Origin of the sequence: Paenibacillus sp. (assembly GCF_031177825.1) — a bacterium.
GTDB lineage: Bacteria > Bacillota > Bacilli > Paenibacillales > YIM-B00363 > Paenibacillus_AE.
This window is the reverse complement of sequence record NZ_JAPSKE010000005.1, coordinates 327,860-353,629: the sequence shown is the minus strand read 5'-3', so window position 1 is coordinate 353,629 and position 25,770 is coordinate 327,860. Positions and strand designations below refer to the sequence as shown.

General features: G+C 54.3%; 20 protein-coding genes. 17 read left to right on the top strand and 3 right to left on the bottom strand.

Translation table 11 applies throughout. The features are described 5' to 3' along the window. Nucleotides 1-7 precede the first annotated feature (7 nt). The 11 genes from RIN49_RS08840 to RIN49_RS08790 all read left to right on the top strand — a co-directional run bounded on the left by RIN49_RS08840 (nt 8) and on the right by RIN49_RS08790 (nt 16,583). A complete protein-coding gene (locus RIN49_RS08840) occupies nt 8-943 on the top strand; it encodes an ROK family protein (RefSeq protein WP_309119802.1) in 936 nt (311 codons plus the stop codon). 110 nt (nt 944-1,053) lie between these two features. After that, nucleotides 1,054-3,501, top strand: a complete 2,448-nt coding sequence (locus RIN49_RS08835; protein WP_309119801.1) for a glycoside hydrolase family 38 N-terminal domain-containing protein — start codon at nt 1,054-1,056, stop codon at nt 3,499-3,501. Nucleotides 3,502-3,582: 81 nt separating this feature from the next. After that, nucleotides 3,583-5,133: a response regulator transcription factor gene (locus RIN49_RS08830; protein WP_309119800.1), complete on the top strand. Its 1,551-nt coding sequence runs from the start codon at nt 3,583-3,585 to the stop codon at nt 5,131-5,133. 97 nt (nt 5,134-5,230) lie between these two features. Then, nucleotides 5,231-6,937, top strand: coding sequence for an extracellular solute-binding protein (locus RIN49_RS08825; RefSeq protein WP_309119799.1), 1,707 nt, complete (start codon nt 5,231-5,233; stop codon nt 6,935-6,937). A 75-nt stretch (nt 6,938-7,012) separates the two neighbouring features. Further along, the gene (locus tag RIN49_RS08820; protein ID WP_309119798.1) at nt 7,013-7,903 is read left to right on the top strand and encodes an ABC transporter permease; all 891 of its coding nucleotides are present in this window, start codon (nt 7,013-7,015) and stop codon (nt 7,901-7,903) included. A gap of 17 nt (nt 7,904-7,920) precedes the next feature. Further along, nucleotides 7,921-8,802 carry a carbohydrate ABC transporter permease gene (locus tag RIN49_RS08815; protein WP_309119797.1) on the top strand — a complete coding sequence of 294 codons (882 nt, stop codon included), beginning with the start codon at nt 7,921-7,923 and terminating at the stop codon, nt 8,800-8,802. A gap of 74 nt (nt 8,803-8,876) precedes the next feature. Then, nucleotides 8,877-10,577, top strand: coding sequence for a sensor histidine kinase (locus RIN49_RS08810; RefSeq protein ID WP_309119796.1), 1,701 nt, complete (start codon nt 8,877-8,879; stop codon nt 10,575-10,577). 107 nt (nt 10,578-10,684) lie between these two features. Further along, nucleotides 10,685-15,412 carry a DUF7402 domain-containing protein gene (locus RIN49_RS08805; RefSeq protein WP_309119795.1) on the top strand — a complete coding sequence of 1,576 codons (4,728 nt, stop codon included), beginning with the start codon at nt 10,685-10,687 and terminating at the stop codon, nt 15,410-15,412. A gap of 188 nt (nt 15,413-15,600) precedes the next feature. After that, nucleotides 15,601-16,170, top strand: coding sequence for an RNA polymerase sigma factor SigZ (gene sigZ / locus RIN49_RS08800; RefSeq protein WP_309119794.1), 570 nt, complete (start codon nt 15,601-15,603; stop codon nt 16,168-16,170). An 86-nt stretch (nt 16,171-16,256) separates the two neighbouring features. Beyond that, nucleotides 16,257-16,385: a hypothetical protein gene (locus RIN49_RS08795; RefSeq protein ID WP_309119793.1), complete on the top strand. Its 129-nt coding sequence runs from the start codon at nt 16,257-16,259 to the stop codon at nt 16,383-16,385. 15 nt (nt 16,386-16,400) lie between these two features. Beyond that, complete coding sequence (locus RIN49_RS08790) at nt 16,401-16,583, top strand: hypothetical protein (RefSeq protein ID WP_309119792.1); 183 nt, start codon at nt 16,401-16,403, stop codon at nt 16,581-16,583. Between the two features lie 40 nt (nt 16,584-16,623). Here the strand turns inward: RIN49_RS08790 and arsC are convergent, their stop codons facing one another. From arsC to RIN49_RS28775, 3 genes are read right to left on the bottom strand one after another with little or no spacing between them, the layout of a single operon-like run. Then, nucleotides 16,624-17,046 (bottom strand): arsenate reductase (thioredoxin), encoded by a 423-nt coding sequence (gene arsC, locus RIN49_RS08785; protein WP_309119791.1) that lies wholly within the window; start codon nt 17,044-17,046, stop codon nt 16,624-16,626. Nucleotides 17,047-17,071: 25 nt separating this feature from the next. Further along, nucleotides 17,072-18,364 (bottom strand): arsenic transporter, encoded by a 1,293-nt coding sequence (locus RIN49_RS08780; RefSeq protein WP_309119790.1) that lies wholly within the window; start codon nt 18,362-18,364, stop codon nt 17,072-17,074. 15 nt (nt 18,365-18,379) lie between these two features. Beyond that, nucleotides 18,380-19,135, bottom strand: coding sequence for a metalloregulator ArsR/SmtB family transcription factor (locus tag RIN49_RS28775; RefSeq protein WP_375295223.1), 756 nt, complete (start codon nt 19,133-19,135; stop codon nt 18,380-18,382). 135 nt (nt 19,136-19,270) lie between these two features. Between RIN49_RS28775 and RIN49_RS08765 the strand changes: the two genes are divergently transcribed. From RIN49_RS08765 to RIN49_RS08740, 6 genes are all read left to right on the top strand, one after another. Further along, nucleotides 19,271-19,720 (top strand): MarR family winged helix-turn-helix transcriptional regulator, encoded by a 450-nt coding sequence (locus tag RIN49_RS08765; protein ID WP_309119789.1) that lies wholly within the window; start codon nt 19,271-19,273, stop codon nt 19,718-19,720. A 51-nt stretch (nt 19,721-19,771) separates the two neighbouring features. Then, the gene (locus tag RIN49_RS08760; RefSeq protein WP_309119788.1) at nt 19,772-20,833 is read left to right on the top strand and encodes a flavin-containing monooxygenase; all 1,062 of its coding nucleotides are present in this window, start codon (nt 19,772-19,774) and stop codon (nt 20,831-20,833) included. Between the two features lie 148 nt (nt 20,834-20,981). Further along, entirely contained in the window at nt 20,982-22,028 is a 1,047-nt protein-coding gene (locus tag RIN49_RS08755) for a GntR family transcriptional regulator (protein ID WP_309119820.1), read from the top strand. 160 nt (nt 22,029-22,188) lie between these two features. Further along, entirely contained in the window at nt 22,189-23,289 is a 1,101-nt protein-coding gene (locus tag RIN49_RS08750; RefSeq protein ID WP_309119787.1) for a GntR family transcriptional regulator, read from the top strand. 103 nt (nt 23,290-23,392) lie between these two features. Next, nucleotides 23,393-24,781 (top strand): ABC transporter substrate-binding protein, encoded by a 1,389-nt coding sequence (locus RIN49_RS08745; protein WP_309119786.1) that lies wholly within the window; start codon nt 23,393-23,395, stop codon nt 24,779-24,781. A 94-nt stretch (nt 24,782-24,875) separates the two neighbouring features. Then, nucleotides 24,876-25,769, top strand: a complete 894-nt coding sequence (locus RIN49_RS08740; RefSeq protein WP_309119785.1) for a carbohydrate ABC transporter permease — start codon at nt 24,876-24,878, stop codon at nt 25,767-25,769. Nucleotide 25,770 lies beyond the last annotated feature (1 nt).

Below are 25,770 nucleotides of genomic sequence, written 5' to 3'. Positions count from 1 at the left end.
GCAGCGCGTGACATCTTCTTTGATCGTCGCTTTCGATGTCGGAGGAACGCAGATTAAAGCTGCCGCGATAGTCGATGGGGCGATTGCGCAAGCAACCGTCAGTCACTACGCGTCGCAAGCCGATCTGGCGACCGGGCCGATGATTGCCCGTTTTACAGACATCTTTGCGGACATCCTCGCCAAAGTCGGGCCGGATGCTGCGGCGGACGGGCTGGGGGTCGCCTTTCCAGGACCGTTCGATTACGAGGAAGGCGTCAGCTATATTCGCGGGTTGGGCAAGTTCGACTCGCTCTACGGGCTGCCGGTCGGCCAACTGCTCGGGGAAGCGCTGCGCTCGGACGGGCGGACGAGAGGGAGACTTGCGCCCCATTTCCGCATCGCCTTCGAGAACGACGCGGCGCTGTTCGGCCTTGGCGAGTCTGGCCCCGGCGGCGCAGCGGAGGGCGCCGATCGCGCCGTCTGCTTGACGATCGGAACGGGGCTGGGCTCTTGCTTTCTGGATCGCGGACGACTGGTAAAGCAGCGCGACGATGTGCCGCCTGAAGGTTGGCTTTATACCGTTCCTTACCGGGAAGGGATCGCAGATGACTATATCTCCCGCAGGGGCGTGCTGCAGTTGGCCGGCAGGCATGGTCTGGACGCGAAACGTCTGGACGTTCTGGAGCTGGCCGGTTTGGCGGACGGAGGCGACAAGGAGGCGCAGCGGCTGTTCGAGGAATTTGGGCGGCAGATGGCGGACATCCTGATCCCTTCGCTGCTCCGCTTCCAGCCCGATCGCATCGTCCTCGGCGGCCAGATTTCCAAGAGCGCGCATCTGTTCGCCCCCGCTTTCCGGGAGGCGGCGGCGCCCGCCGGGTTGCATGCCGAAATTCGGGTCAGCCGCGATACGTTGTCCAGTACGCTTCTTGGCGTGTACGGGCTTATCAATACGGCCGTCCAATAACGAAAAAAACCGATACGAATCGAAAAAATGTGGTCTACCGATCCATTCCCCCCGACGATATACTGGTCGAAAGTATAGAAGTGAACATCTCACATTAGGGGAGCGAGTCCATGCAAACCGGCGGAAAAAAGTGGAAAATTTATATGATTCATCACTCTCACACCGATATCGGTTACACGGAAAGACAGGAAAAGATCGAGCAATACCACGTCGACTTCATCAGGCAAGCGGTGGACATCTGCGAAGCCTCGCATAAGGGAGAACGTCCGGAGTGGAAGGGCTTCAAGTGGACCTGCGAGACGTTCTGGGCCGTCGAGAAGTTTCTGGAGGAAGCTACGGACGAAGAAAAGGAAAAGTTCGTCGACGCCCTGCGCAGAGGCGATATCGAGCTGTCAGGCACGTACTTGAACATGACGGAGCTCATCCAATACGAGCTGCTTGCCGAGATGGTCGCGAGAGCCGGGAAATTCGCAGAGCCTTACGGACTTCGCGTCAGATCGGCGATGACCGCGGACATTAACGGCTACAGCTGGGGATACGCAGAGGCGTTGGCCGATGCCGGCATCGAGCATTTGCTGAGCTGCATTCATACCCATCACGGCATGTTCGCCATCGGTCGCAAGCAATTCCCGTTTTACTGGGAGGCGCCGAACGGCAAGCGTCTGCTCGTATGGAGCGGCGAACATTATATGATGGGCAACGACTTGGGGCTAAATCCGGACGGCACGTTGTCCTACACGATCCGGGACGAGACGCCGGTCTGGGGCATCGCCGAAGACCACTGGAAGCTCGCGGAGACGAGAGTCTCGCGTTATCTCGAGCAGCTGGACAAGGAAGGCTATCCGTACGATTTCGTATTGGTCAACGTCATGGGGCTGCTGCGGGATAACGCGGCTCCGAACGGACGGATCGCGAGCTTCGTTCGCGAATGGAACGCCAAGCACGGGGACCGCGTCGAGCTCGAGATGACCACGCTGAACCGTTATTTCGACCTCGTGAAGCAGCAAGACGTGGAGATCCCGGTGTACCGCGGCGACTGGCCCGATTGGTGGTCCGACGGCGTAGCCTCGACGGCGATGCATACGCAAATTTTCCGCAATGCGCAGCGAACGCTGTCCGTCGTCAAGCGGCTCGACCCGGAAGGCAAGAGCGTCCAAGCGAACGAGATGAAGGAAGCCGAGCAGCAATTAATCATGTACGCCGAACACACCTGGGGGTATCATTCCTCGATCTCCGAGCCGTGGCATCCGATGGTGCAGGAATTGGGGGTTCGCAAGGAGGCATACGCCGCCAATGCGAGCCGTCTGGCGTACCGCTCGCTGGATAAGGTGCTGCGTACCCAAGGTGATGCGCTGCTGCGGGCGAACCGGGCATTCACGTACAAGGTCGTCAATTCGTTCGACTACCCTGTGGAAGATCTCGCCTTCTTCTATCTGGAAGAGCAGTGGGAAGCGGATTACTTCCGGAATGGCTTAGAGGTCGTTGACGAACAAACCGGGGAGGTCGTCCCCCACCAGCAGGAGAAGGTGAGCCGAGGCTACCAGATCGCCATTATGGCCAAGCTGGGCGCGCGGGAAGAGAAGCGGTACGCGATCCGCAGCGCCGCGGCTCGCGCAGCGGGACGCACCACCAGCAGCACGCGCTTGATCGGCAACGACCGGATTCAAGACGTTCGGGATCTCCTCCCGCTGGCACAGGATCCGGATCGGATCAGGATCACGGAAAACAGCATCGAATCCGCCGACGTGCGCATCACTTGGCGGCGCGGAGCGGGGATCGTCTCGTGGGTCGATAAACGGACAGGCAAGGAGCTTATCGATTCCGAACAGGTCTGCGGCGCCTTCACGCCGGTCTACGAAGTGACCAACGGCGAGCACGGCGATCAGACGACTGTCAGAAGAATCATGGGCAGAAACCGCAAAGGGATGAACGTCCAGCGCGACTTCGGCCGACTCTGCGGCGTGAAGGCCATTACGAACGGCGCATTGTATGGTATCGTGGAGCTTACGTATCAAGTGGAAGGGATGAGTCACTACTCCCTCTTCCTGAAGGTGTACAAGGATCAGCCGCGAGTCGACGTATCCGTCCGAATGCACAAGACTAGCGTCTGGGAGCCCGAGAACGTGTACGTATCCTTGCCTTTCCTCCGGGAGGACAACGGCGAGCTGTGGTTCGAGAAGGCAGGGGCGGCGATCCGACCTGGAATCGATCAAATCCCGGGCACCTTGACTGACTTCTATTGCATTCAGGAAGGGCTGGCTCTGGTTGCGCCGACCGGCGGACTGGCTCTCGCGACGCCGGATACCCCGCTGATGCAGACCGGGCCGTTGGAATTCGGCGAGCGAAGAGTCCAGGGCCAGGCCCCGCAAGAAGAACGCAAATCGTTGTACGCCTGGGTGCTGACCAACTATTGGGAGACGAACTTCAAGGCGACGTTAGGCGGTTTCTACGAATTCCGCTATACGCTTCAGTGGGGCGAGCCGTTCCGCACAGTAGAGCAGGCCGTACGCGCCAACCACAGCGTCAACGCGGGAACCGTAGCATTCAGAAGCAAATAGTTCGGCAAGCATAAGAAGGGCGGATTCTCTCTCTGTAGAGAAGCCCTTTTTGTGCTTGTGCGAGCGGGAAGGAGCGCATCGATGTATCGCATACTGATTGTCGACGACGAGCGAATCGAACGGGAAGGCATTCGCAATCTGATCCGCAAGTTACAGCTGGAGCTGGACCCCATCACGGCGGAAAACGGCGAGGCCGCGCTCGAGATCGTGCGAAGCCAACGGGTGGATATTGTGATCACGGATATTAAGATGCCGTTCATGGACGGTCTGGAACTGTCGGAAAAAATCCGGGAAGAAAAACCGGACATAGAACTTATTATCTATAGCGCCTTCAACGAATTCGAATACGCACGGAGAGCGATGCGCACCAATGTCTCGAATTACTTGCTGAAGCCGATCCAGGTGCCTGAATTCGTCGCGGCGATTGGGCGGGCGACGGATGCTTGCCTCGAGAAGGAGGCCGGCAAAATCCGCGAGCTTCAGCTGCTGGAAGGCTACCGGCGGGGCATGGCCTACGAGAGAGAGAAAATGCTGCTGGACGCGATCAACGGGAGCAAACCGATCAAGCCGTCCGAGGTCGCTCTTCCGGACGGCGACGCCCCGGAACGGGAGTGGATCCATCTCCTGCTGGCAGACTGCCCGCGTCCGTTCTTCGACATGCAAAACGACGAGTTTCTCGCGATGCTCGGCGAACGGATCGACCTCCCGTTCGATTACTTGAACTTGAATGAAAAACAAAGCCTCCTGTTCGTCCGCAGCCCCGCTCCGTTGCCGAAGGAGACGCTTCGATCATTAGCTGAGACGATCGCCTCCAGTCCTGCGGAATGTTTCGAACAGCAAGTGAGCATTATCGTCGGCGCCGCCGCCGACGGATGGGAACGCGTGCATGACGCTTACTGCGGCGTGGAGCGCTTGCTGGAATATAAGTTTTTTATGAATGACCAAGCGATTCTGTTCGCCGGAGAGCCGTTCGCCGAAGCGTCCGTCGACGAGGTCGAATTGCAGTCGATCGAAAACAAAATTTACCAATGTTTGGACTATGGCGATATCCGAGGCGCGAAGTACGGGGTCGAGCTGTTGTTTTCGTTCTTGAAGACGAAAGGGCAGTTTTCCTCGCTATACACCAAATTCATATGTTCGGAAATCATGACTAAAGCAGTGGTCAAGGAACAAAAGAATAGTCTGACCGTTATTAACGAGTACTTGGACAAGATCACCCGATCGCCGTCCCTGCACGACTTGAAAGATCTCCTGTTCGACCTGTTCGACAGGCTCGAATCCGACGTCGGCACCAAGGGCAAAGGCGAATCCGCGAACAAAATCGTCGAGCAGATCAAACAGATGGTCGAGGCGCGTTACGACCAAGACCTCTCGCTCGAAGGGATCGCGGAGCAGGTGTACTTAACGCCAAGCTATGTAAGCTATCTCTTCAAGAAGGAAACCGGGCAAAGTCTGATTCGGTACATTACCCAAGTCCGCATGGACAAAGCGGTGGCGCTGCTGCGAGACACGAACATGAAGATCGTCGATATATGCCAGAAGCTGGGGTATCGCAACTCGAACTATTTTATTCAGTCGTTCCGCCAGCATTACGGCGTCACGCCGGCGAAATTCCGAGAGCAAACTCCGTAAAAAAACGATTGAAATCGAAAATATGTGAGATAGAAGGCGTTTCCATTGGACTGGTATGATGAACTCATTACCAAGTTCAATCATTGGAGGTTGGGGCATGAATAGAAAAAAATGGCTCGTCTTGCTCAGCGCTACGGCGCTCCTCGGCATGACGGCTTGCAGCGGCGCGAACAACGGTTCATCGTCCGGTGCGACGACAGAGACGCCGGAGACGGCGACTGAGACGACGGACAATGCGCAGCAGCCGGCTGCCGAATCGAACGAAGCCGCCGTCGAAGACGGACCGTTCGCCGCGTACGAGGACACCGTCACGATTACGTTGGGACGGCAAGGCGTATCCGGCAACAACTTGCCCGACGGGGACACGCTGGAGGATAACGAGTACCTCCGCTACGTCGAGGAGCGGCTCAACGTCGACATCAAGTACGAATTCTCCGTCGAGGATCTGGACGCGTACAATCAGAAGGTTACGCTCGCGATCGCCAGCAACAGCATTCCCGACGTCATGGTCGTCAACGAGCAGCAGTTCCATCAGCTGGCGAAAGCCGATATGCTGGCGGATCTCACCGAAGTGTACGAGAACTACGCATCGCCGTTGATTAAGGAGTACTACGATTCGTATTCCGGGGACCGCGCGCTCAACACCGGAAGAATCGACGGAAAGCTGTATGCGCTCCCGAATACGAATATCGACGGGAACTTCCAGCTGCTGTGGATTCGCCAAGACTGGCTGAACAAGCTGAATCTTCAGCTGCCGAAGACGGTAGACGATGTGAAGGGCATTATCCAAGCGTTCGTCGAGCAAGACCCTGACGGTAACGGCTCGAAGGATACCGTCGGTCTGCTCGGGGATCCGAGCATCGTCGGCGACGGCGGATTCTTCACGTTCGACCCGATCTTCAACGCATACCATTCGTATCCGAAGAGCTGGTTCAAGGATGACCAAGGCAACATCGTCTACGGCTCCACGACGCCGGAGACCAAGGAAGCGCTCGGCGTGCTGCGCCAGATGTATGCCGACGGTCTGATCGACATGGAATTCCTGACGCGGAAGTGGGAAGACAACGCCGGTCTCGTATCGAGCGGTCGCGCAGGCATCCTCTTCGCGCCGTGGTTCGCCGGCTGGGCGATGTCCGACGCGGTCAAGGCGAATCCGGAAGCCGACTGGGTGCCGGTGGCCGTACCGCTCGACGATGCGGGCAAGCGCAACTTCGTTCCGTCCGTCCCATCCGGTTCTTTCATGGTCGTAAAGAAAGGCGCGAAGAACCCGGAAGCGGTCCTGAAAGTGCTGAACGTGGAATACGAAGGCATCCGATTGATCGATCCCGCGGCCCAAGAGCTGTACAAAGGACAAGGCGTAGGCTGGCTGAACTACCCGCTGAACCTGCAGCTTGACTTCCAGGATGCGCTGGCCCGCGATATCCCGATCTACGACAAAGTGCTGAAAGACAAAGACACGACCGGTCTGCCGGCGCGTATTATGCCTCGCGTGGAGGCGATCTTGAAAAATCACGAGAATCCGAAGCAGGATATGGTCGCGTACGCGGATTCGTTGGCGTTCTATACCGCCGCCGCGGTCACCGGCGCCAAGGAAATGAATCGGATCGAGCCGATCTTCTACGGCAATACCGAGACGATGCTCAAGCGAGGCGCAAACCTGGAGAAGCTCGAGAAGGAGACGTTCCTGAAAATTATTTCCGGCACTTCTCCGCTAGACGAGTTCGATAAGTTCGTCTCTACCTGGAAATCCATCGGCGGGGACGATGTCGCCGAAGAGATCGCGGAAATCGTCAACAATCGGTAATCGTCAGGGGCTGCCCGCACGCGTGGCGGCCCCTTCCTTCTTCTTGAAACAAACTTACGCATGGGTGGCGATGCAATGAGAAACCAGACCTTTATCCGGAACTACCACATCATGTTGATGCCCGGCATCTTGCTGTTGATCGCTTTCAGCGTCATTCCGATGTTCGGCATCGTCATCGCGTTTCAAGATTTTCAGCCGACGCTCGGTATCTTCCGTTCGGAGTGGATCGGCTGGGAGAACTTCGAATACATGTTCGCCTTGCCGGACAGCCGATCGATATTCGTCAATACGCTGGTGATCGCTTCGCTGAAGATCGTCTTCGGCATGGCCGCTCCGTTCCTCTTCGCCTTGCTGCTTCATGAAGTCGTCAGCACGAAGTTTAAGCGGATCGTGCAGACGATCGTCTATTTGCCTCATTTTATGTCGTGGGTCATTCTCTCCGGCATTTTGATCAATCTGCTCAGCTTGGAAGGCGTCGTCAACCAAGTCGTGAAATTTTTCGGCGGAGACCCGATTCTCTTCCTGCAGAGCAACGTCTGGTTTCGGGTCGTGCTCGTCGCCAGCGACGTATGGAAGGAATTCGGCTTCAACACGATCATCTATATCGCCGCGCTGACCTCGATTAACACGAATTTATACGAAGCGGCCGCGATCGACGGAGCGAGCCGATTCCAACGCCTGCTCTATATTACGATTCCCGGGTTGCTGCCGACGGTCATCCTGCTCGCGACGCTCGGGCTGGGGAACGTGTTGAACGCAGGGTTCGAGCAAATCTTGAATTTGTATAACCCAATCGTCTACGAGACGGGAGATATTATCGATACGTACGTGTATCGCGCGGGGCTGCTGGAAATCCAGTACGGCTTGGCTACGGCCGTCGGCTTGCTGAAATCCGTCGTCAGCTTTCTCTTGATCGCGGTCTCTTACCTCCTTGCCGCCCGCTTCGCTAATTACCGCATCTTTTGACGGGAGTGACGATGTCTATGATTCGTGGAACGAACCGTTTCGTCGATCTGACGATCTATTTGATATTGAGCCTCATTGCGCTTCTGTCCATCGCTCCGATGCTCAATACGCTGGCGATCTCGTTCAGCGGGAAAATTCCGGCTATGTCCGGGCAAGTGTTCTTCTGGCCGGTCGAATTCAACTTGAACGCGTACGAGTCCATACTCAGAGACCGCAGCTTCTTCGTTTCCTTCGGCGTGTCGGTGCAGCGCGTGCTGCTCGGGGGAGCGATCAACTTTATCATTACGATCCTTATGGCGTATCCGCTGTCCAAGTCCGCCAAGCTGTTCCCCGGCCGGAACGTGTATATGTGGTTTGTCATTTTCTGTATGCTGTTCAACGGCGGTTTGATTCCTTGGTATATGACGATCTACTCGATGGGCTTGCTCAATACGCTCTGGGCGCTCGTGCTGCCGACCGCCGTTCCCGTGTTTAACGTCATCCTGCTCATGAATTTCTTCCGGGGCATTCCGAAAGAGCTGGAGGAAGCGGCGAATATGGACGGAGCGGGACCCTGGAAGACGCTCTTCGCCATCTTCGTCCCGACCTCGTTGCCGGCGCTCGCCACTGTGACGTTGTTTTCGATCGTCGGGCATTGGAACGCCTTCTTCGACGGCATGATTCTGATGAATTCGAAGGAGAACTGGCCGCTGCAAACCTACATTCAGCAGCTCATCATCAGCGTCAACTCGATCATGAATACGACGGACCCCGAAGAAATCAAACGGTTGACGAATATGTCGAGCCAACTGCTCAATTCCGCCAAGGTCATGGTGTCTATGGTGCCGATACTGCTCATCTATCCGTTCCTGCAGAAATACTTCGTGAGCGGCATCGTTCTCGGCGCGGTGAAGGAATAAAGAAAATGAAGGAATTCGACGCTGCGAGGGGAATTGGTTAAGGTCGGAATGCGACAGGAAAGGCGGAAAGGCGTTTGCTTGCGAACTGGATTCATTCGATGAAGCTGAGGCATAAACTGTTCGTTTCTTATCTGGCCGTGGTCTTAATTCCGCTCACGATTCTGGGCGTCTATTCCTATCAACAGTCCAAGAAGGTTCAGCTGGAGCAGGCTCATATCGTATTGCAAGATAATCTAAGGAAAATCGACGATAACCTGAGCTACAAACTGCAACGCTTTAATTCGGCGATCGAATTGATCAGTTATAACCCGAATTTCTCCCATATTTTCAACGTGGAATACACCAGCTACTATGCGATGTACGTCGATCTGCAGGAAACCGTCGACCCGCTGATCAATACCGCGACATTCCTCAACAGCGACATCCAGCGGATCATTATTTACACCGAAAATAACTTGACCCAGCGCATGAATTCGATCATGCCGATCGCTACCGTGGAGCATGAGGCGTGGTATAAAGACGCCATGCAGACGCTCGACACGCACTGGTATGTCGAGGGCGGCAAGGTGTTCGGCGTCAGGCGCATCTTCGGGGACGTGAATTACGAGAAAAAGAACCTAGTCTATGTCGAACTGGTTCCGAGCTTTCTGTCCAACTCCTTGGATCTCTCCGATCTCAAGGAAGCCGTTGCGGTCATTACCGATCCCCAAGGGAAGGTCGTATACGCGACGCAGCCGGACTCGGGCGCGACGTTCGACGCGGCCGAGCTGGTCGATCAGCGGCTTCAAGGAGGTGGCGGGGAGCTTCCGGGATACCTCTGGCTGCATCGCGAGCTGAGGGAGTCGAAGTGGTCCTTGTCCATGATCGTGCCCGCCGAGGCGTTGACGATCAGTCCATGGAGGATCATTCGGGCGACTATGATTATCGAAGGGATCAGCGTCGCCGTGTTATTGCTGATCATCTGGATTTTCTCCCGCGTATTCGTACGGAGAATTCAGCGCCTTAACCATAAGATGCAGTTGGTCGAGGAAGGCACGCTGACGATTAATTTGAAGGTTCATGCGGGCGACGAGATCGGAGAGCTGGAGTCCCGCTTCGGCAAGATGCTGGCGAGCATCAACCTGTTGATCGAGGAAGGTTACAAAAGCAAGATTACCCAACGAGAGGCCGAGCTGAGGGCGCTCCAAGCTCAAATTAATCCCCATTTTCTCTATAATTCTTTATCCGTCATCAATTGGAAGGCCATCGACGTCGGGGCGGAGGAGATCAGCCGGGTGGCCGGGATTCTGTCCACGTTCTATCGTACGACGCTGAATCAGGGCAAGGACCATATCCTCGTCAGAGAAGAATTGCTGAACACGAAGTCCTATCTCGAGATGCAATTGATTATGCACGATTACAATTTCGATGTCGTATACGAGGTCGACGAGGGGATCGCCGAGCGGCGCATGATTAAGCTCGTCCTGCAGCCGCTCGTGGAAAATGCGATCGAACACGGCATCGATCAGAAGCGATCCGGCAGGGGGGCGCTGCGAATCAGCGGACAAGTGGGCGAGAATCGGAATACGCTTGTCTTCGTTGTCGAGGATAACGGGCCGGGGATCCCGCCCGACGTCGTCGACGAAGTACTGGTCAAGCAGTCGAGAGGGTACGGTCTTCGCAACGTTCAGGAGCGGATTCGCATTCAGTACGGGAACGAGTACGGCATCACGGTCGCAAGCGAGCCCGGATGCTGGACTCGGGTCCGCGTTACGATCCCTATCGTAGAAATCTGATGTATATCGCAAAATATTGAGATTTACCTCCAACGTTCGGCTACTTACCATGAATGATAGATTGCAACGGTAGGGTAGGTTGCAGAATCGAAGGAGGTTATTTATGTATGGTCGAAAAAATCCGTTTCGTACTACCGCTTCTAGTAGTCTTCTCGATGCTTCCCTTGTCTCCGCCGAAAGCGTTCGCATCGAAAGTCTCCATCGTCGACGTCGTCCAAACCCCATGGATCGTCGACGACGGCGGCGTCCTGAAGTCGGAGACGAAGCTCTTCATCGAGAAGGGGAATGGCGCGAAAGCCGATGCTTGGGTGAAAATTACGGTGGAAGGCAAGGCGCCTTACATGCAAGAGATCCCGGCGCTTACCGAAGGAAGGAACGAAGTAAGCGTCTATGTCGTTGAGCTGGAGCGCGACGGCGACGAGGTCACGTTCGAGCTGTATTTTAATAGGCAAGGTCAAGGAGCGCCGATCGCCTCGCTTACGGTCGAACAGAGGAAAGTTCGACATTGGAAAGTGTACGTCGCGCACGATATGCATCTAGACATCGGGTATACCCACGGTCAGGAAGAGCTCTTGGAGGATGTCTGGCCGGGGTACCTCGACGATGCGCTAGGGTATATTGAAGAAACGGAGGGGCGAGAGCCGAACGATCGGTTTACATACCCGATCGAAGCGTCTTATATGCTTCACGATTCGGCATGGAGCGCGAAGGATGCCGACTGGATCGAGACGGCGAAAGCAAGATTGCGAGAAGGAACGCTGACCTATCCGTCCAACTATGTGCATTCCGTGTACGGGGGGCTCGGTACGGAAGAGCTTGCCCGCATGCAGTACTATTCGGAGAGGCATCTGCAAGACAAGCTGGGCGTCTCCTCCAACAAGGTGTTGTATATGACCGATAGTCCGGGCATGTCATGGGCGGCGATCGACGCCTTCGTCGCGTCGGGCGTTCGCTATGCGATGCTGCGGCAAAATCCTTACCCGCTCGAGCCCTATCCCGAGTTGTTTTACTATGAGGGTCAGAACCCGGACAACCGGATCTTAACGTACAACTACGGTCATTATGCCACCGACGCATTCGATTTCCGAAATTCGGATCCGAACGTTCCCGATAGGAAAATTACAGAACGCCTGATGAGCTACCATAGGGGCGATTACCCGTACGATGCGATCATTGCGGACTTCACGACGCCTTACGATAATCAAGGGATTACGGCGGCCGTGAAAGACAATATCGCGTTCCTGAATGCGAAGACGGATGCGCAAGGCCGAAATTACGTTTTCCCGCAAATTATAAGTTCGACGGTCGACGATTTCTTCTCCTATGTGTCGGAGCGATACAGCGACGAGATTCCCGTTTTCAAAGGTACGATGGAGGATTGGTGGAACTACGGCGTCTCCTCTACCGCTTACGAGACCGCGTTGAATAAACAAAACCATGACAAGCTGCCGGCCGCCGAGCTCTACGCAACGCTGGCGAACGCCCTCGTGGATGGCGCGAAGTACCCGTATCGGGAGCTGGCCGACGCCTATCGAAACATGATTTTGTACGACGAACATACATGGGGGAATGAAATTCCGCAGCCGGACGATCAATGGAGGTGGAAGCGGAATACCGCGATCGCGAGCGATACGTTGGCGAATCGCGTATTGGATCGGTCTCTAGAGTTGATTAGCACCCAGATCGCTGCTACGCGAAAATCCATTGCCGTCTATAACGCGCTTAGCTGGGAACGATCGGATGTGGTCGCCATGCCCGGCGACGGCTTCCCGGACCGATTCCAGCTCATTGATCAAGAAACGGGACAGCCGGTGAAGTACCAGAAGACGGACGACGGTTCGATTGTCTTCGTCGCTTCCGGCGTGCCGGGACTCGGGTACAAGACGTTCGCGATCGAAGAGAGCGCGAGCGAGCCGTCGTTCGCAAGCAGCATCGTTGCGACCGCCGATACGTTGGAGAACCGATTTTACAAAATCACGTTCGACGAAACGGGGGCGATTTCCAGCATTCTCGATAAGCAGAACGGCAATCGGGAAATGGTGGATCCCGCATCCCCGTATCAATTGAATGAGTTCGTCTATTTCACGACGAAGAAGATGAGCCACGATGTATACACCGAGCATACGGTGCCGAAGGCGGAGTTGACCGGCGAAATCGGTCCCGTGCTCGGTACGATGACCGCGGACGGCGCTTCCGTCGGCGTGAGGGATATGCGACGTCAGGTGATCCTGTACGAGGATTTGCCTCGTATCGATATCGTGAACGACGTCGTGAAGGAGGACGCGCCGTCGTACGCGACGCAGGACGAAGAAGGGTTCTTTACGTTCCCGCTTCGCATGCCGAACTTTATGCTTCGCCATGAAATGCCGAGCGGGGACATGAGGCCTTATGTGCGGACGGATATTACCCATCCGGAGAACGAGCAGTTTTTGTCTTCCAGCACGGCGTATTACACGGTCAATCGCTGGATCGACGCATCCGATCAGGAGGGGTACGGCATCACCTTCTCGCCGATTTCCAACCCGATCGTGCAGTACGGCGAGAGAAGGTCTGCGCTCGGACCTTGGGATTACAATACGGAGAAACCGTGGATCTATAGCTTCGTCTTCAACAACAAGTGGCACGTCAATTTCCAGAAGACGCAGCCGGGGCCGGTGACCTTCCGCTATTCGATCGCTTCTCACGAGGGAGGGGATTGGGAGTCGGGGCGCGCGGATCGATTCGGCATGCAGGCCAACCTTGCGCTGCGCGGCGTCATGATCAAGGAAGCGCAGCCGGAAGGATCCCTCCGTACGTCCGAGGGGCAATTTATCCCGATCGATCGGGACAACGTCGTCCTTACGACCGCGAAGCTGGCGGAGGCGAACGGGGAGGGGGTCATTCTACGTTTCAACGAAACGTTAGGCGAAGACACGACCGTGACCGTCGATCTGAACGCATTCGCCCCTTCCCATGCGATTCGAACCGATATGGTGGAGAACGATATCGGGCCGCTTGACCTTGCGGAAGGGCGGTTCGTCACGTTCGAGATCCAAGGTCACGACTGGGTGACGATCCGCATTCTTCACGGACAGCCGCCGGAACAGGTGCAAGGCGCATCCGCGGTGTCGAATGCAGTCGGGACGCATGTGACCTGGAACGATGTCGCCGATGAACGATTGTCGCATTACGAGGTGTTCCGGGGCACGAGCGCCGACTTCGTCCCCGGTCCGGGCCATTATGTCGCCTCGGTGACGACGAACGGATACTTCGATGAACAGGTCGTCTCCGAGATGGAGCACGACTATTATTACAGGGTGCGCGCGGTCAAGAGCGGAGCGAAAGGCGGTTACTCGGATGCCGCTGAGGCGTCGGAAGGCGTCATTACGGATACAGAGGCGCCTTCGGTTCCCGAAGCGCTGCAGGCGTTCGCGCAAAGTCATTCGAGAATATCGTTGTCCTGGGTCCCTTCCTCAGATAATGTACATCTGCAAGGTTACAAAATTTATCGGAACGGCGAACCGATCGCTGATCTGAAAGCGAATTTCACGAGTTACTTGGACACCGGTCTCCAAGGAGGACGGACGTATACTTATGCGGTCACGGCATATGACGTACTCGGCAACGAATCCGCGCCTGGCAATGCCGCATCCGTCGCCACGTTCCCGCTTGAAATATCGGGAAGCAACATCGCTCCGCTTGCCGTTGCGACCGCATCTTCCGAATTTAGCCCGGAATATGGAGCCGCAAAGACGATCGATGGGGTGACCGGCGTGCATGGAGCCGGCGAATGGGCGTCGAACGGCGAACTGAATCCATGGATTCGACTGGATTGGGAGTCGGACGTAACCATCCGTTCGATCAAGTTGTACGACCGGCAAAACTTGTACGACAATTCCGTGACTGCGTCCGTCTATTTCAGCGACGGTACCCAGATTCCGGTCGTGGGCATTCCTGCGGATGGGGCGTTCAAAGAGGTCAGCTTCGATCCGAAGACGGTACGCTGGTTGAAGGTGCAAGTCACCGGCGGTTCCGGCGCCAATGTGGGGCTCTCCGAAATCGAAGCGTTCCGGGAAGGAGGGAATACGGGCGAACTCGTAACCGCCTCGTCGGAATTTAACGAGGACTATGGCGCGGCCAAGGCGGCGGACGGCGTGATCGGCGTTCACGGCCGCGGTGAATGGGCGTCGAACGGGGAGGGACTCCCGTGGATCCGCCTGGATTGGCCGGGTCTGAAGCTCATCAACGAAGTCGTTATTTACGACCGGGTCAACCTGCAGGATCACGCAAGCGGCGGGACGTTCACGTTCAGCGACGGATCGGTTATCGACGTGTCGGACATCCCGAACGATGGGGCGGGCAAGGCAGTAACGTTTCCGAGCAAGGCGGTTTCCTGGATGAAGTTTCAGGTAACCGAGGGAAGCGGGACCCACGTCGGATTGTCGGAGCTTCGAATGGTCGAGGCCGCCAACCGCGCCAGGGAGGCGACGATCACGGCATCCTCGCAATACAACGATCACTACGGTTCGGCGAGAGCGGCCGACGGCGTGGTCGGATACCACGATAACGGGGAGTGGGCGTCGAGCGGCGAAGCGACCCCCTGGATTCAATTGAATTGGAACGAACTTGTAACGATCGACCGCATACGGTTGTACGACCGGATCAATTTGGCGGACAACGCGCTGTCCGGCGTGCTTCGCTTCAGCGACGGCAGCAGCATACCGGTCACCGGGATCCCGGAGGATGGAACCGTTAAAGAAATCATATTTGATCGTAAAACCGTCAAGTGGGTCAAATTTGAGGTGACTGGCGGAGCGGGAAGCAACGTCGGGTTGTCGGAAATCGAAAGCTTCTAAAATATGTCGAACACTCTCTTTTCCGTAAAGGGCTTCTCCTTTCGCAGCATCGGCTGCGCGGGGGGGAGCTTTTTTCGTAGACTGTCGGGAGGTTTCCGATTTGTTTATATAAAACAATAGTTGTCAAATGCAACTATTTATAATATCATGTATTCAGACGATGAAGCCGTTCTTTGGAGGTTCGACGGATGACGACGCAAGACATATGGACCGAATATCATGAGATATTACTGAAGTTCATTCGAAGCCGCGTTCGAAATGCTTATGATGCGGAAGACCTATTGCAGGAAGTTTTTCAGAAAATACATCATTCCATCCATCGCTTAGCGGACGAGAGGAAGCTGCAGAGTTGGGTGTTTCGAATTACGCGGAATGCAATAACGGACTATTACCGGCGGAATGCCAAGAAGCTGGAGCTCGAGACATCGGACCATGGGATGGGGGACGTTGTAGAAGAAATGCAACAAGACGGCAACCTGAATCATGTAGTGAGCCGCTGGATCAGATGTATTGTGCAGGATCTCGACGAAAAGTACAGAGAGGCTATTCTCCTGACGGAGTTCGAACAGATGACCCAAAAGGAACTTGCCCAAAGACTGGGGATTTCCATTTCCGGCGCAAAATCTCGGGTGCAGCGGGGACGCGAGAAAGTAAAGGAAAAGCTGCTCGAATGCTGTTATCTGGTACGGGACCGACTAGGCAATGTCATTGACTATGAGAGAAGGTCGGGACATTGCGGGTGCCAAAGTTGCCGATAAAATGTTACGGAGTTGCTTTTATTTCTGCATCCTTTCCGAAAGTCCATCGTCTTAACGGATGAGAAAACATGAGGAGGACGAAAAAGATGAGCGATTTGAAAACCAAGGATGCTTGCTGTACCGATGATTGCTGCGAGAAGGACGTTCAACCGAACGATTGCTGCGAACCGAGCTGCTGCCCGGAACAACCGAAAAAAACGGCAAGCTGCTGCTAAGAAGGAGGTAGAGGCATGGAACAAGCTTATGTCGCAGAGATGATGGTCACTGGAAAGATGAAACAGTTGGAACGATTCTACGTGAATCGCGAACAACGGAAGAAGGCTTCCGATAAGCAAATAAATATGCTCCTGCGCGTGCTTCATCCGCTTCACCGGCAAAAGAAGACACAGCCGGTTTGCTGCCCTTGCTGCTAACAATGGAAGCCACCTCCGAAGGTAAGGAGGTGGCTTCCTCTTATTTTCCTTCCTTCACGAACTGTTCCATGCGAGCCTGAATGGCATCCCGAACTTCCCGGAATTTCGCCATAATTTCTTCTTCGGTGCCTGTCGCTTTGGCCGGATCGTCAAACCCCCAATGCCAACGCTCGGCTTTATCGTTACGCACGACAGGGCAGTTATCGTTGGCGTGTCCGCAAAGCGTAATAATATAGTCCGCCTTGCTTAACGTTTCCGGGTCGATGACGTCGGAAGTGTGGTGCGAAATGTCGATGCCGGCTTCTTTCATCACTTGAACGGCGCGAGGGTTCAAGCCATGCGCCTCAAGGCCGGCGCTCTTGACTTCGTACTTGTCGCCGCCCAATGCTTTAAGAAAGCCATCGGCGATTTGGCTGCGGCAGGAGTTGCCCGTGCAAAGGAAGTAGACCAATTGTTTGTCCATCGTGATTCCTCCTGAAAGTTCGCGTTTAAGAGATAAGGGCTAGCCATAAGGAAAGCCCTGCAAGCGTGATAAAAAGCGTAGGAACCGTCAATAGGATCCCCACCTTGAAGTAATACCCCCACGTAATATTCACGCCTTTGCGGGAGAGGACATGCAGCCATAAGAGCGTAGCCAGCGAACCGATCGGCGTAATCTTCGGACCGAGGTCCGAACCGATGACGTTGGCATACACGAGGGACTCCCGGATGACGCCGGCTGTATCGGTCGCATCGATAGCTAAGGCATTGATCATGACCGTAGGCATGTTGTTCATGATAGAGGAGAGGATCGCGGCCAAGAACCCCATTCCTATGGTCGAAATAAACAACCCCTGCTCGGAAAACTGTCCGATGACATGACCCAACATATCTGTAAGTCCCACGTTCCGCAGGCCGTAAACCACTACATACATCCCAATGGAGAACACAACGACGGCCCAAGGCGCATCTTTGATGATGCGCATCGTCTCAATCGCCTTGCTCCGCTGGGCAATGATGATAAACAGGAGTGCCACTGCGCCGGCGACGATGGAAACGGGAATCTGAACAAACCCGCTGACGAGATAGGCGAGCAGCAGAATGCCAAGGATCATCCAAGACCATAAGAACAGCCCCCGGTCTTTGATCGCCTCGGAGGGCTTCTTGAGTTGGCTTACATCGTAATTCTCCGGGATGTCCTTGCGGAAGAACAGAAATAAAACGAGTAAGCTGGCGCCAAGGGAGAACAGGCTGGGAACAATCATCCGGCTTGCATATTCGAGAAAGGTAATCCCGAAGAAGTCAGCGGAAACGATGTTCACCAAGTTACTCACGATAAGCGGCAGGGAGGTAGTGTCCGCAATAAATCCGCTAGCCATAATGAAAGGCAAGATCATCTTGTCGGGAAAGCGCAAAGCCCGGACCATCGCTAGGACGATCGGAGTCAAGATCAGGGCCGCTCCATCGTTCGCGAAAAGGGCTGCGACAGCGGCGCCAAGAAGAATGACGTACACAAACATTCGTTTTCCGTTTCCTTTGGCTAACCGGGCCATGTGAAGGGCGGACCATTCAAAAAAACCGATGTCGTCAAGGATGAGGGAAATGAGGATGACGGCAACGAACGCTAACGTCGCATTCCAGACGATGCCGGTGACGGCGGCTACGTCGCCGAGACTTACGACTTGAAACAGAAGGGCAAGGATCGCCCCTGCGGAAGCGGACCATCCGATGTTGAGTCCTTTCGGCTGCCAAATGACGAACGTTAAGGTGACGATGAATATAAGCGATGCGATGATCATCATGACGGGGCCTCCGATTTAGCTGCAGGAATTCGTGTCGGTCAGTTGATGGAATTTCTCTTTTGCCGATGGAAGAATTGCCAGGATGGGTTCCAAATGGGGCTTATCCTTGGTATTCAGGGAATAATATACCCATTGCCCTTTCCTGGATTCATGTAGCAATCCCGCATCCTTCAATTTTCTTAGATGTTGACTAATGTTCGGTTGACTGGTTTGAAGAAGCTCTACCAGTTCGCAAACGCATAACTCTCGCTCTTTCAAAAGGGAAACGATGGTTAATCGGTTCTTATCGCCCAGGAGCTTAAACAACTCGGCGAATTCCTCCGTACTTGCGGGGAATGCGGCCGTGCCATGGTCGGCCTGCAGGACGTTCAGGTTCGAGAGGAGCTCCAGAACCTTCCGCTTAATGGCGTCTCGAGCTTTCCGAACTTCCGCGATGTCGCCGCTAGGGAGCGGGTCGGGAATGTCCCACTGGTAATTTTGAATCCCGAACGGGACGACCGGGCAGCGCTCTTTCAGTTGCTCGCAAAGCTTAACCACGACGTTTGCCGCCATAAACGTCTTCATATCGATCGTCTTCGCGGATTGGTTGCCTAGATCGATTCCTTCCTCCCGCATGACCTCGATCGTTAACGGGTGGATATCCTCGCCCTCCAAGCCGGCACTCTGGACGATGATGTTCGGACCGCCGAAATGCTTCGCATAAGCTTCGGCGATTTGGCTCCGGCAACGATTTTGCATACAGAGGAAGTAAATCCGTATTGGCTTTATCACCGGTTGGAACCTCCTTTGTTATTCGAATATCATTATATAATTAATTAATTATATTGTCATCTCGGAAAATGTTAAGATAATATTTACTTGCAAAATGCAAATAAATGCGATATAAAGGATCTAGAGGTGATTCTCATGGAAAACGTTCGCGAACTATTCCAAATTCTGACCCGCAGGTTTGGGTTTCTAAATAAAAACTGTTGTTCCGCCGGGGGGGTCGACATTTCCCTAGTCCAAAGCCAAATTCTTTACGAAATCGATCATCAGCATAACCCGTCTGTACAGCAGGTTGCGGAGGCGCTAGGTACCGACATTACGACTTTTAGCCGACAAGTTCAATCATTAATGAAGATGAATTTAGTGCAAAAAACCGCTGATCCCGACGATCGAAGGGTGTACGTTCTTTCGTTGACGACGGAAGGGAAGTTCGTGGCTGCGACGATCGATAAACAAATCAATGCCTATCTAGACGAAGTTTTTTCCCATATGAACGAATTTGAAAGAGAAACCGTCCTTCGTTCGCTGCGACTCCTGATGGGAGCCATGTCGAAAACAAGGTTATGCTGTTCCACCCAAGACGGGTGATTTATTTTAAATAATAGTTGCAAAATGCAAATGAAATGAGGTGGGTTGCGTATGCATACAGTTTATGATTGCATCGTCATTGGCGGTGGGCAAGCCGGGCTTGCCTCCGGGTATCATCTAAAGAAGAAAGGGCTCCGATTTTTGATTTTGGAAGCAGGAGAACAAGCCGCAGGGTCATGGCCGCGTTACTACGATAGTTTAAAGCTCTTCTCGCCGGCCCGCTTTTCGGCGCTCCCGGAGATGAAGTTTCCAGGGGAACCGAACGGCTATCCCACGAGAGACGAGGTCATTCGTTACTTACAGAAATACCGGGATAAATTCCAACTGCCGGTTCGAACCAACCAGCGTGTCGAATCCGTTGAGAAGGAAGGAACCGGGTTTTCCATCCGCACCGCGGCCGGCGATCGGTTCCTCTCCCGTACGATCATCAACGCAACCGGATCGTTCCACAATCCCTACAAGCCTTCGATCCCCGGGGAGGAGCTATTTCAAGGGAACATGATTCATTCGTCCGAGTATCGAAATCCGGAGCCTTTCCGCAACCGACGAATCGTAGTGGTTGGACGAGGAAACTCGGCTGTACAAATCGGAGTGGAATTGGCGGAGGTAAGTATAACGTCCTTAGCGGTTTTGCAGCCTGTTCAATTTGTGAAACAAAGGTTTTTGGGTCTGGATTTGCATGCTTGGGTTCGGCTTACCGGCTTCGATACCTTTCCATTCTGGCGATTCGGAATAATCGCGCCGGGTTCAAGCGCTGTCAATGATACAGGACAGTATGAAGCAAAAATTTCCGCCGGGAAACCGGATCAACAACCCATGTTTACAAGCTTCTATGAGGATGGTGTAGTTTGGCCAAATTCGCAAAGAGAAAAGGTGGATACAATTATCTATGCAACAGGGTACAGGCCTTATGTACCTTACCTTGAAGCGATCGGAGCACTCGATGAAAGCGGAAAACCGCTGCAGCGCGGGGGGATAAGCAGCGTACCGGGACTGTACTTCGTGGGGCTGGAAGGGCAGCGATCCTTTTCGTCCGCCACATTAAGGGGTGTAGGTCCGGATGCGGGTTTTGTCGTAAAGCAGCTAACAAAGTACTTAACACTGTCCTTGTGACCTGACCTAAGTATTCTTGCAACGAAAGGTATGGTTTTAACTATTATCGATGAAGCTTGTTCTAGCTAATGTTAGGTTAAATCGATATACTAAATTAAAGTTATTTATCGTCATATCCGCTTGGAAGAGATAGGCAGGTGAGCGTCGCATAGAACCGTTATATCAACGCATCCAACAAGAGATTAAGCGGAAAATTCGCGACGGCGCATTGCGTCCGGGAGATCGCGTCCCGTCGGAGAAGGAATTGGCCGCTCAATACGGAGTCAGCCAAATTACTTCCAAGAACGCCTTAGTCGGACTGGTGGAGGAAGGGTTGCTGGTTCGCTTCCAAGGCAAGGGGACATTCGTTCGAATGCCGGAGGGGGAGCCGGCGACGGCGTCGGATGACGTGCGGAGTACCATTGCGCTGATCTTGCCGACGATGAAGACCAAAGTGGATCAGCGTCTTCTCGACGGCATCGAACGGCACTGCTCGGAAGCGGGTTATGAGCTGCTGGTGCGTATTACACGGGAGTCTCAGGAAGAAGAAGCGAAAGCGGTCGAACGGTTCCGGGAACGAGGCGTAGACGGCTTTATCATTTTCCCGGTAGAAAATGAAAGTTATAACGATGCGATCCTTCGATTGTCGCTCGACCGGGTGCCGCTGGTCCTCATCGACCGCTTCCTGAGAGAAATCAAAACCTACAGCGTGAGCTCGGCGAACCTGGAAGGAACTTGCGCAGCGGTAACGGATTTGATCGGGAGAGGGCATCGTTCCATCGTATACTTGTCTCCGGAAATCACGAACTCCGTAACCGACGAAAGGGCGAAGGGATTCGAACAGGCGCTTGTCGACAGCGGCTTGCCGATCGACAAACAGTTGTGGTGCATGTTATCGCTGGAGAGCATCGCCAAACAGCGGGCGTACGACGAAATCCTGCGCTTTCTGGAAGGAAAGCCGGAGGCGACGGCCGTATTCGCGGTAAACTCCGAGTTGGCGCGTTACGCCTATACGGCATTGCGCAGCTTGCGGAAGCGGGTGCCGGCGGACGTCGAACTCGTCGCGTTCGATGCATATGAATTGGACGGAGTATCGGTTCTGTCGCAAAGGGAAGACGAGATGAGCCGGATGACGGTAGAGTTGCTGACCGAACAACTGCAGGGGATCTTTCAACCGCGTCGCCTCATGGTGCCCGTAGATTATCGGAAAGTATAGATGACAGATGGTATGGACTGCCTAGGGTCTCCGGACTTGGGCGGTCTTTTTTTGTTGTCGCTAACAAAATATGCCTAGACTTCAAACCCAATGTAATATACTATTTATCTTATAATAATATACTAACATATATTAAGTCCCGAAGGTTGTGATCTAGCGTATGAAGTCCATGCCTCTCTACAAGAAAATCCAACTGGAAATCAAACAACTGATCGGGAGCGGCGTGTTGAGGGAGGGCGACCGGATCCCCTCCGAGAAGGAGCTGGCCGACAAATATCACGTCAGTCAAATTACGAGTAAGAACGCCTTGAACGGATTGGTCGAGGAAGGACTGCTCGTCCGCGTCCAAGGCAAAGGGACATTCGTGCTTACCCGTCCCGAATACGCATCCGCGCTGGATCGCGTCGCCGACTCCGGAATGAAGCCGGGATCGGGCGGAACGATCGGCTTGATCGTACCGACGATGAAGACGAAGGTAGATCAAAGCTTCGTGGACGCCATCGAGAAATACGCCTCCGCGGCAGGCTTCGATCTGATGCTGCGCATTACCCGGGAATCGCAGGAAGAGGAAACGAAGATCATCGATTCTTTTCTTAAGCATGGGGTAGAAGGCATCATTATTTTTCCTGTGGAGAACGAAAATTACAACGACTCGATTCTTAGGTTATCGTTGGAACGATTCCCGTTGGTGCTTATCGATCGTTTTCTTAAAGAAATTAAGACCTACAGCGTAAGCTCCGACAATATCGCCGGAACTTGCGAGGCCGTCGAATATTTGATGGATAAAGGACATACCTCGATCGCCTTTATCTCGCCGGAAATCACCAACACGGTTACCGATGAACGCGCCCAAGGTTTTGAAAGGGCTTACCTCCATCGGCGGATTTCCATCGACAAGAGCTTATGGTGTCTGCTCCCGCTCGACGTCATCTCCAGCGGACGCGCGTACGAAACGGTAAGGGAGTTTCTGCAAGGGCACCCGGAATTGACGGCCGCGATTACCGTGAATACGGAACTTTGCCGTTATGTGTACGGGGCCGCGACGACCGTCGGGAAGCGGATCCCGGAAGGGATGGAGCTGATTACGTTCGACCCGCCGGGCATTCCGGACGTCTCGTATATTCGTCAGAACGAAGAAGAGATGTGCCGAATCACGATGGAGTTGCTGCTGGAGCAAATTCGGGGGAAGCTCGAGCCGCAAAGAGTCGTCGTTCCCGTGAAGTTGGTGCAATCCAATGCGGGAACGGTAAATTTATACTAAATAAGGTATATAAACATATATCAATATTTAATATAATGGGTTTCGTAAAGCGCTTACAGAGTGGAAGACGGGTCATTAATTCAATGAGAAGGAAGGGAAACAGATGAAAAACAATTTGAAATGGGTATCGCTAGTCCTAATGAGCTTCATGTTGGTGTCGTCCGCTTGCTCGGGCGGAAGCGGCAACGCGGGCGAAAGCGCCGAACCGACTCCGTCGAACTCGAACGAACCGAGCGGCGGCGGGGAGACGGCGGAACAACCGAAGAAAGAACCGGTCACGATCGAATTTATGGGACACGGCAATCCGAACGAAAAGAAAATTTTCGAGCAGCTGATCGCATCTTTCGAGAAGAAATACACGCATGTCAAAGTGAAGTATACTTCCGTCCCCCCCGGCGAGTACGGGCAGAAGCTCACGACGCTCGTCAGCTCCGGGAAAGCGCCGGACGTATTTTACGTCGGCGGTTCGGAATTTTATCGATTCGCGGAGTCCGGCATTCTCATGAATCTGCAAGCGCAGCTCGACCAGACCGATCTGTTCAATCCGGACAATGTGTGGAAGCAGGCGTTAGATCGTTATCGCTACGACGGTTCGGCGGTCGGAACGGGCGATATTTACGGACTTCCGAAGGACGTGGGTCCATGGGCGTTCGTCTATAACAAGGACCTCTTCGACAAAGCCGGCATCGCGTACCCCTCGGCCAAAGCGGGCGAGTGGACGTGGGACGACATGTTGGAAGCGGCGAAGACAATTACCGCGGACAACGACGGCGACGGCAAAACGGACGTATTCGGAGTCGGAGCATACAACCTGGAATCCGCGGTTTGGGGCAACGGGGGCGACTTCCTCGATTCCACGACGGGCACCGTCACGATCGATAAGCCGGAGTTTTACGAAGCGATGCAGTTTGCGGCGGACTTAAACCTTGTGCATAACGTAAGTCCGAATCAAGAAGCCGAGCAAGCGATGAATGCGTATACACGCTTCGTGAACGGTCAGATGGGCATGTTCGCTATGGGGCCTTGGGATCAACCGGCGTTCTGGGATCTTCCTTTCGGATGGGATATCGCCGCTTGGCCCGCAAGTCCGAACACGGGAAAGACGGCGACGTGGCTCGGGTCCATGGGCTTCGCCGTGTCGGCGAAGTCGAAACACGTCGAGGAAGCCTTCAACCTGGCGGCGTTCCTGTCGCTCGACGAAGAAGGCCAACGGCAAAATTATCAGCTCGGGCAGGCCGTACCGAACTTGATCGATATGGCGAACGGCGAGTTTATCGCCTACGAGAAGGCACCCGCCAATCGCCAAGTGTTCCTCGACATTATCCAAGATTACGGAAGAACGGATCTTCCCGCCCGTTCCAAGGATAATCAGTGGCTCGATACGTTCTGGCAGGAAGCCAGCAAGGTGTGGAACGGCGAGATGTCCGCGAAGGATTGGACGGCGATGATGCAGCCGAAGCTTCAAGAGCTCTACGATAAAGGGAACAAATAAGATCGCGATTGCTATCGAGATTGCCGGCGGCCCCGCGTACCGCCGGTTCTCTTCCTTTTCCCAAGTCGAACTACGGAAGCAAGGTGGGCTCCCTATGAAAAATAAGCTACCCGGATATCGAAAAAAAGAGCTTTGGTGGATTTACTTGTTCGTGCTGCCTCCGGTATTAGGGTTTCTGATCTTCGGACTCGTGCCGATCCTGTACTCGATCTATATGAGTTTCCATCATTGGGATATGCTTTCTCCCCCGGAACGGGTCGGCTTCGCCAACTACGTCGACCTGCTGAAGGACGAGAAATTTTATAAGTCGATTTTCAATACGTTCTACTTGTTGCTCGGCATCCCGATCGGTATGGTCGTTTCGCTCTTTCTTGCCATTCTCATGAATCGCAAGCTCAAGGGAATTTCCGTGATGCGGACGATGTATTATTTGCCGGTCATCTCGCCGATCATCGCGGTGTCCTTGCTCTGGCAGTGGATTCTGAACAAGGATTACGGGTTGCTCAACAACTTCCTCTGGCAGCTGTTCGGCGTCGAAGGTCCGAATTGGCTGGGCGAAGCCGATTGGGTGAAGCCTTCCCTCATTCTTATCGGTCTCTGGGGAGGCGTCGGAGGGACGATGGTGCTGTACCTCGCGGGACTCCAATCGATCTCGTCCACTTATTACGAAGCTGCGGAGATCGACGGGGCGGGCGGTTGGCAGAAGCTGAAGACCATTACGATTCCGCTGCTGACGCCGATTCATTTCTTCGTCGTCGTGATGGGCGTGATCGGTACGTTCCAATCGTTCAGCCAAATTTATGTATTGGCCGTCGACGGAGGCCCGGAATACAGCGGGGCGACGATCGTCTACTACATTTTCCAGAACGCCTTCGCTTACTTCAATATGGGCTACGCCAGCGCCGGAGCTTGGGTGCTCGGTCTCATCATCTTTCTGATCACCTTGGTTCAATTCAAGCTCTCCGACCGATGGGTGTATCAAGAATAGG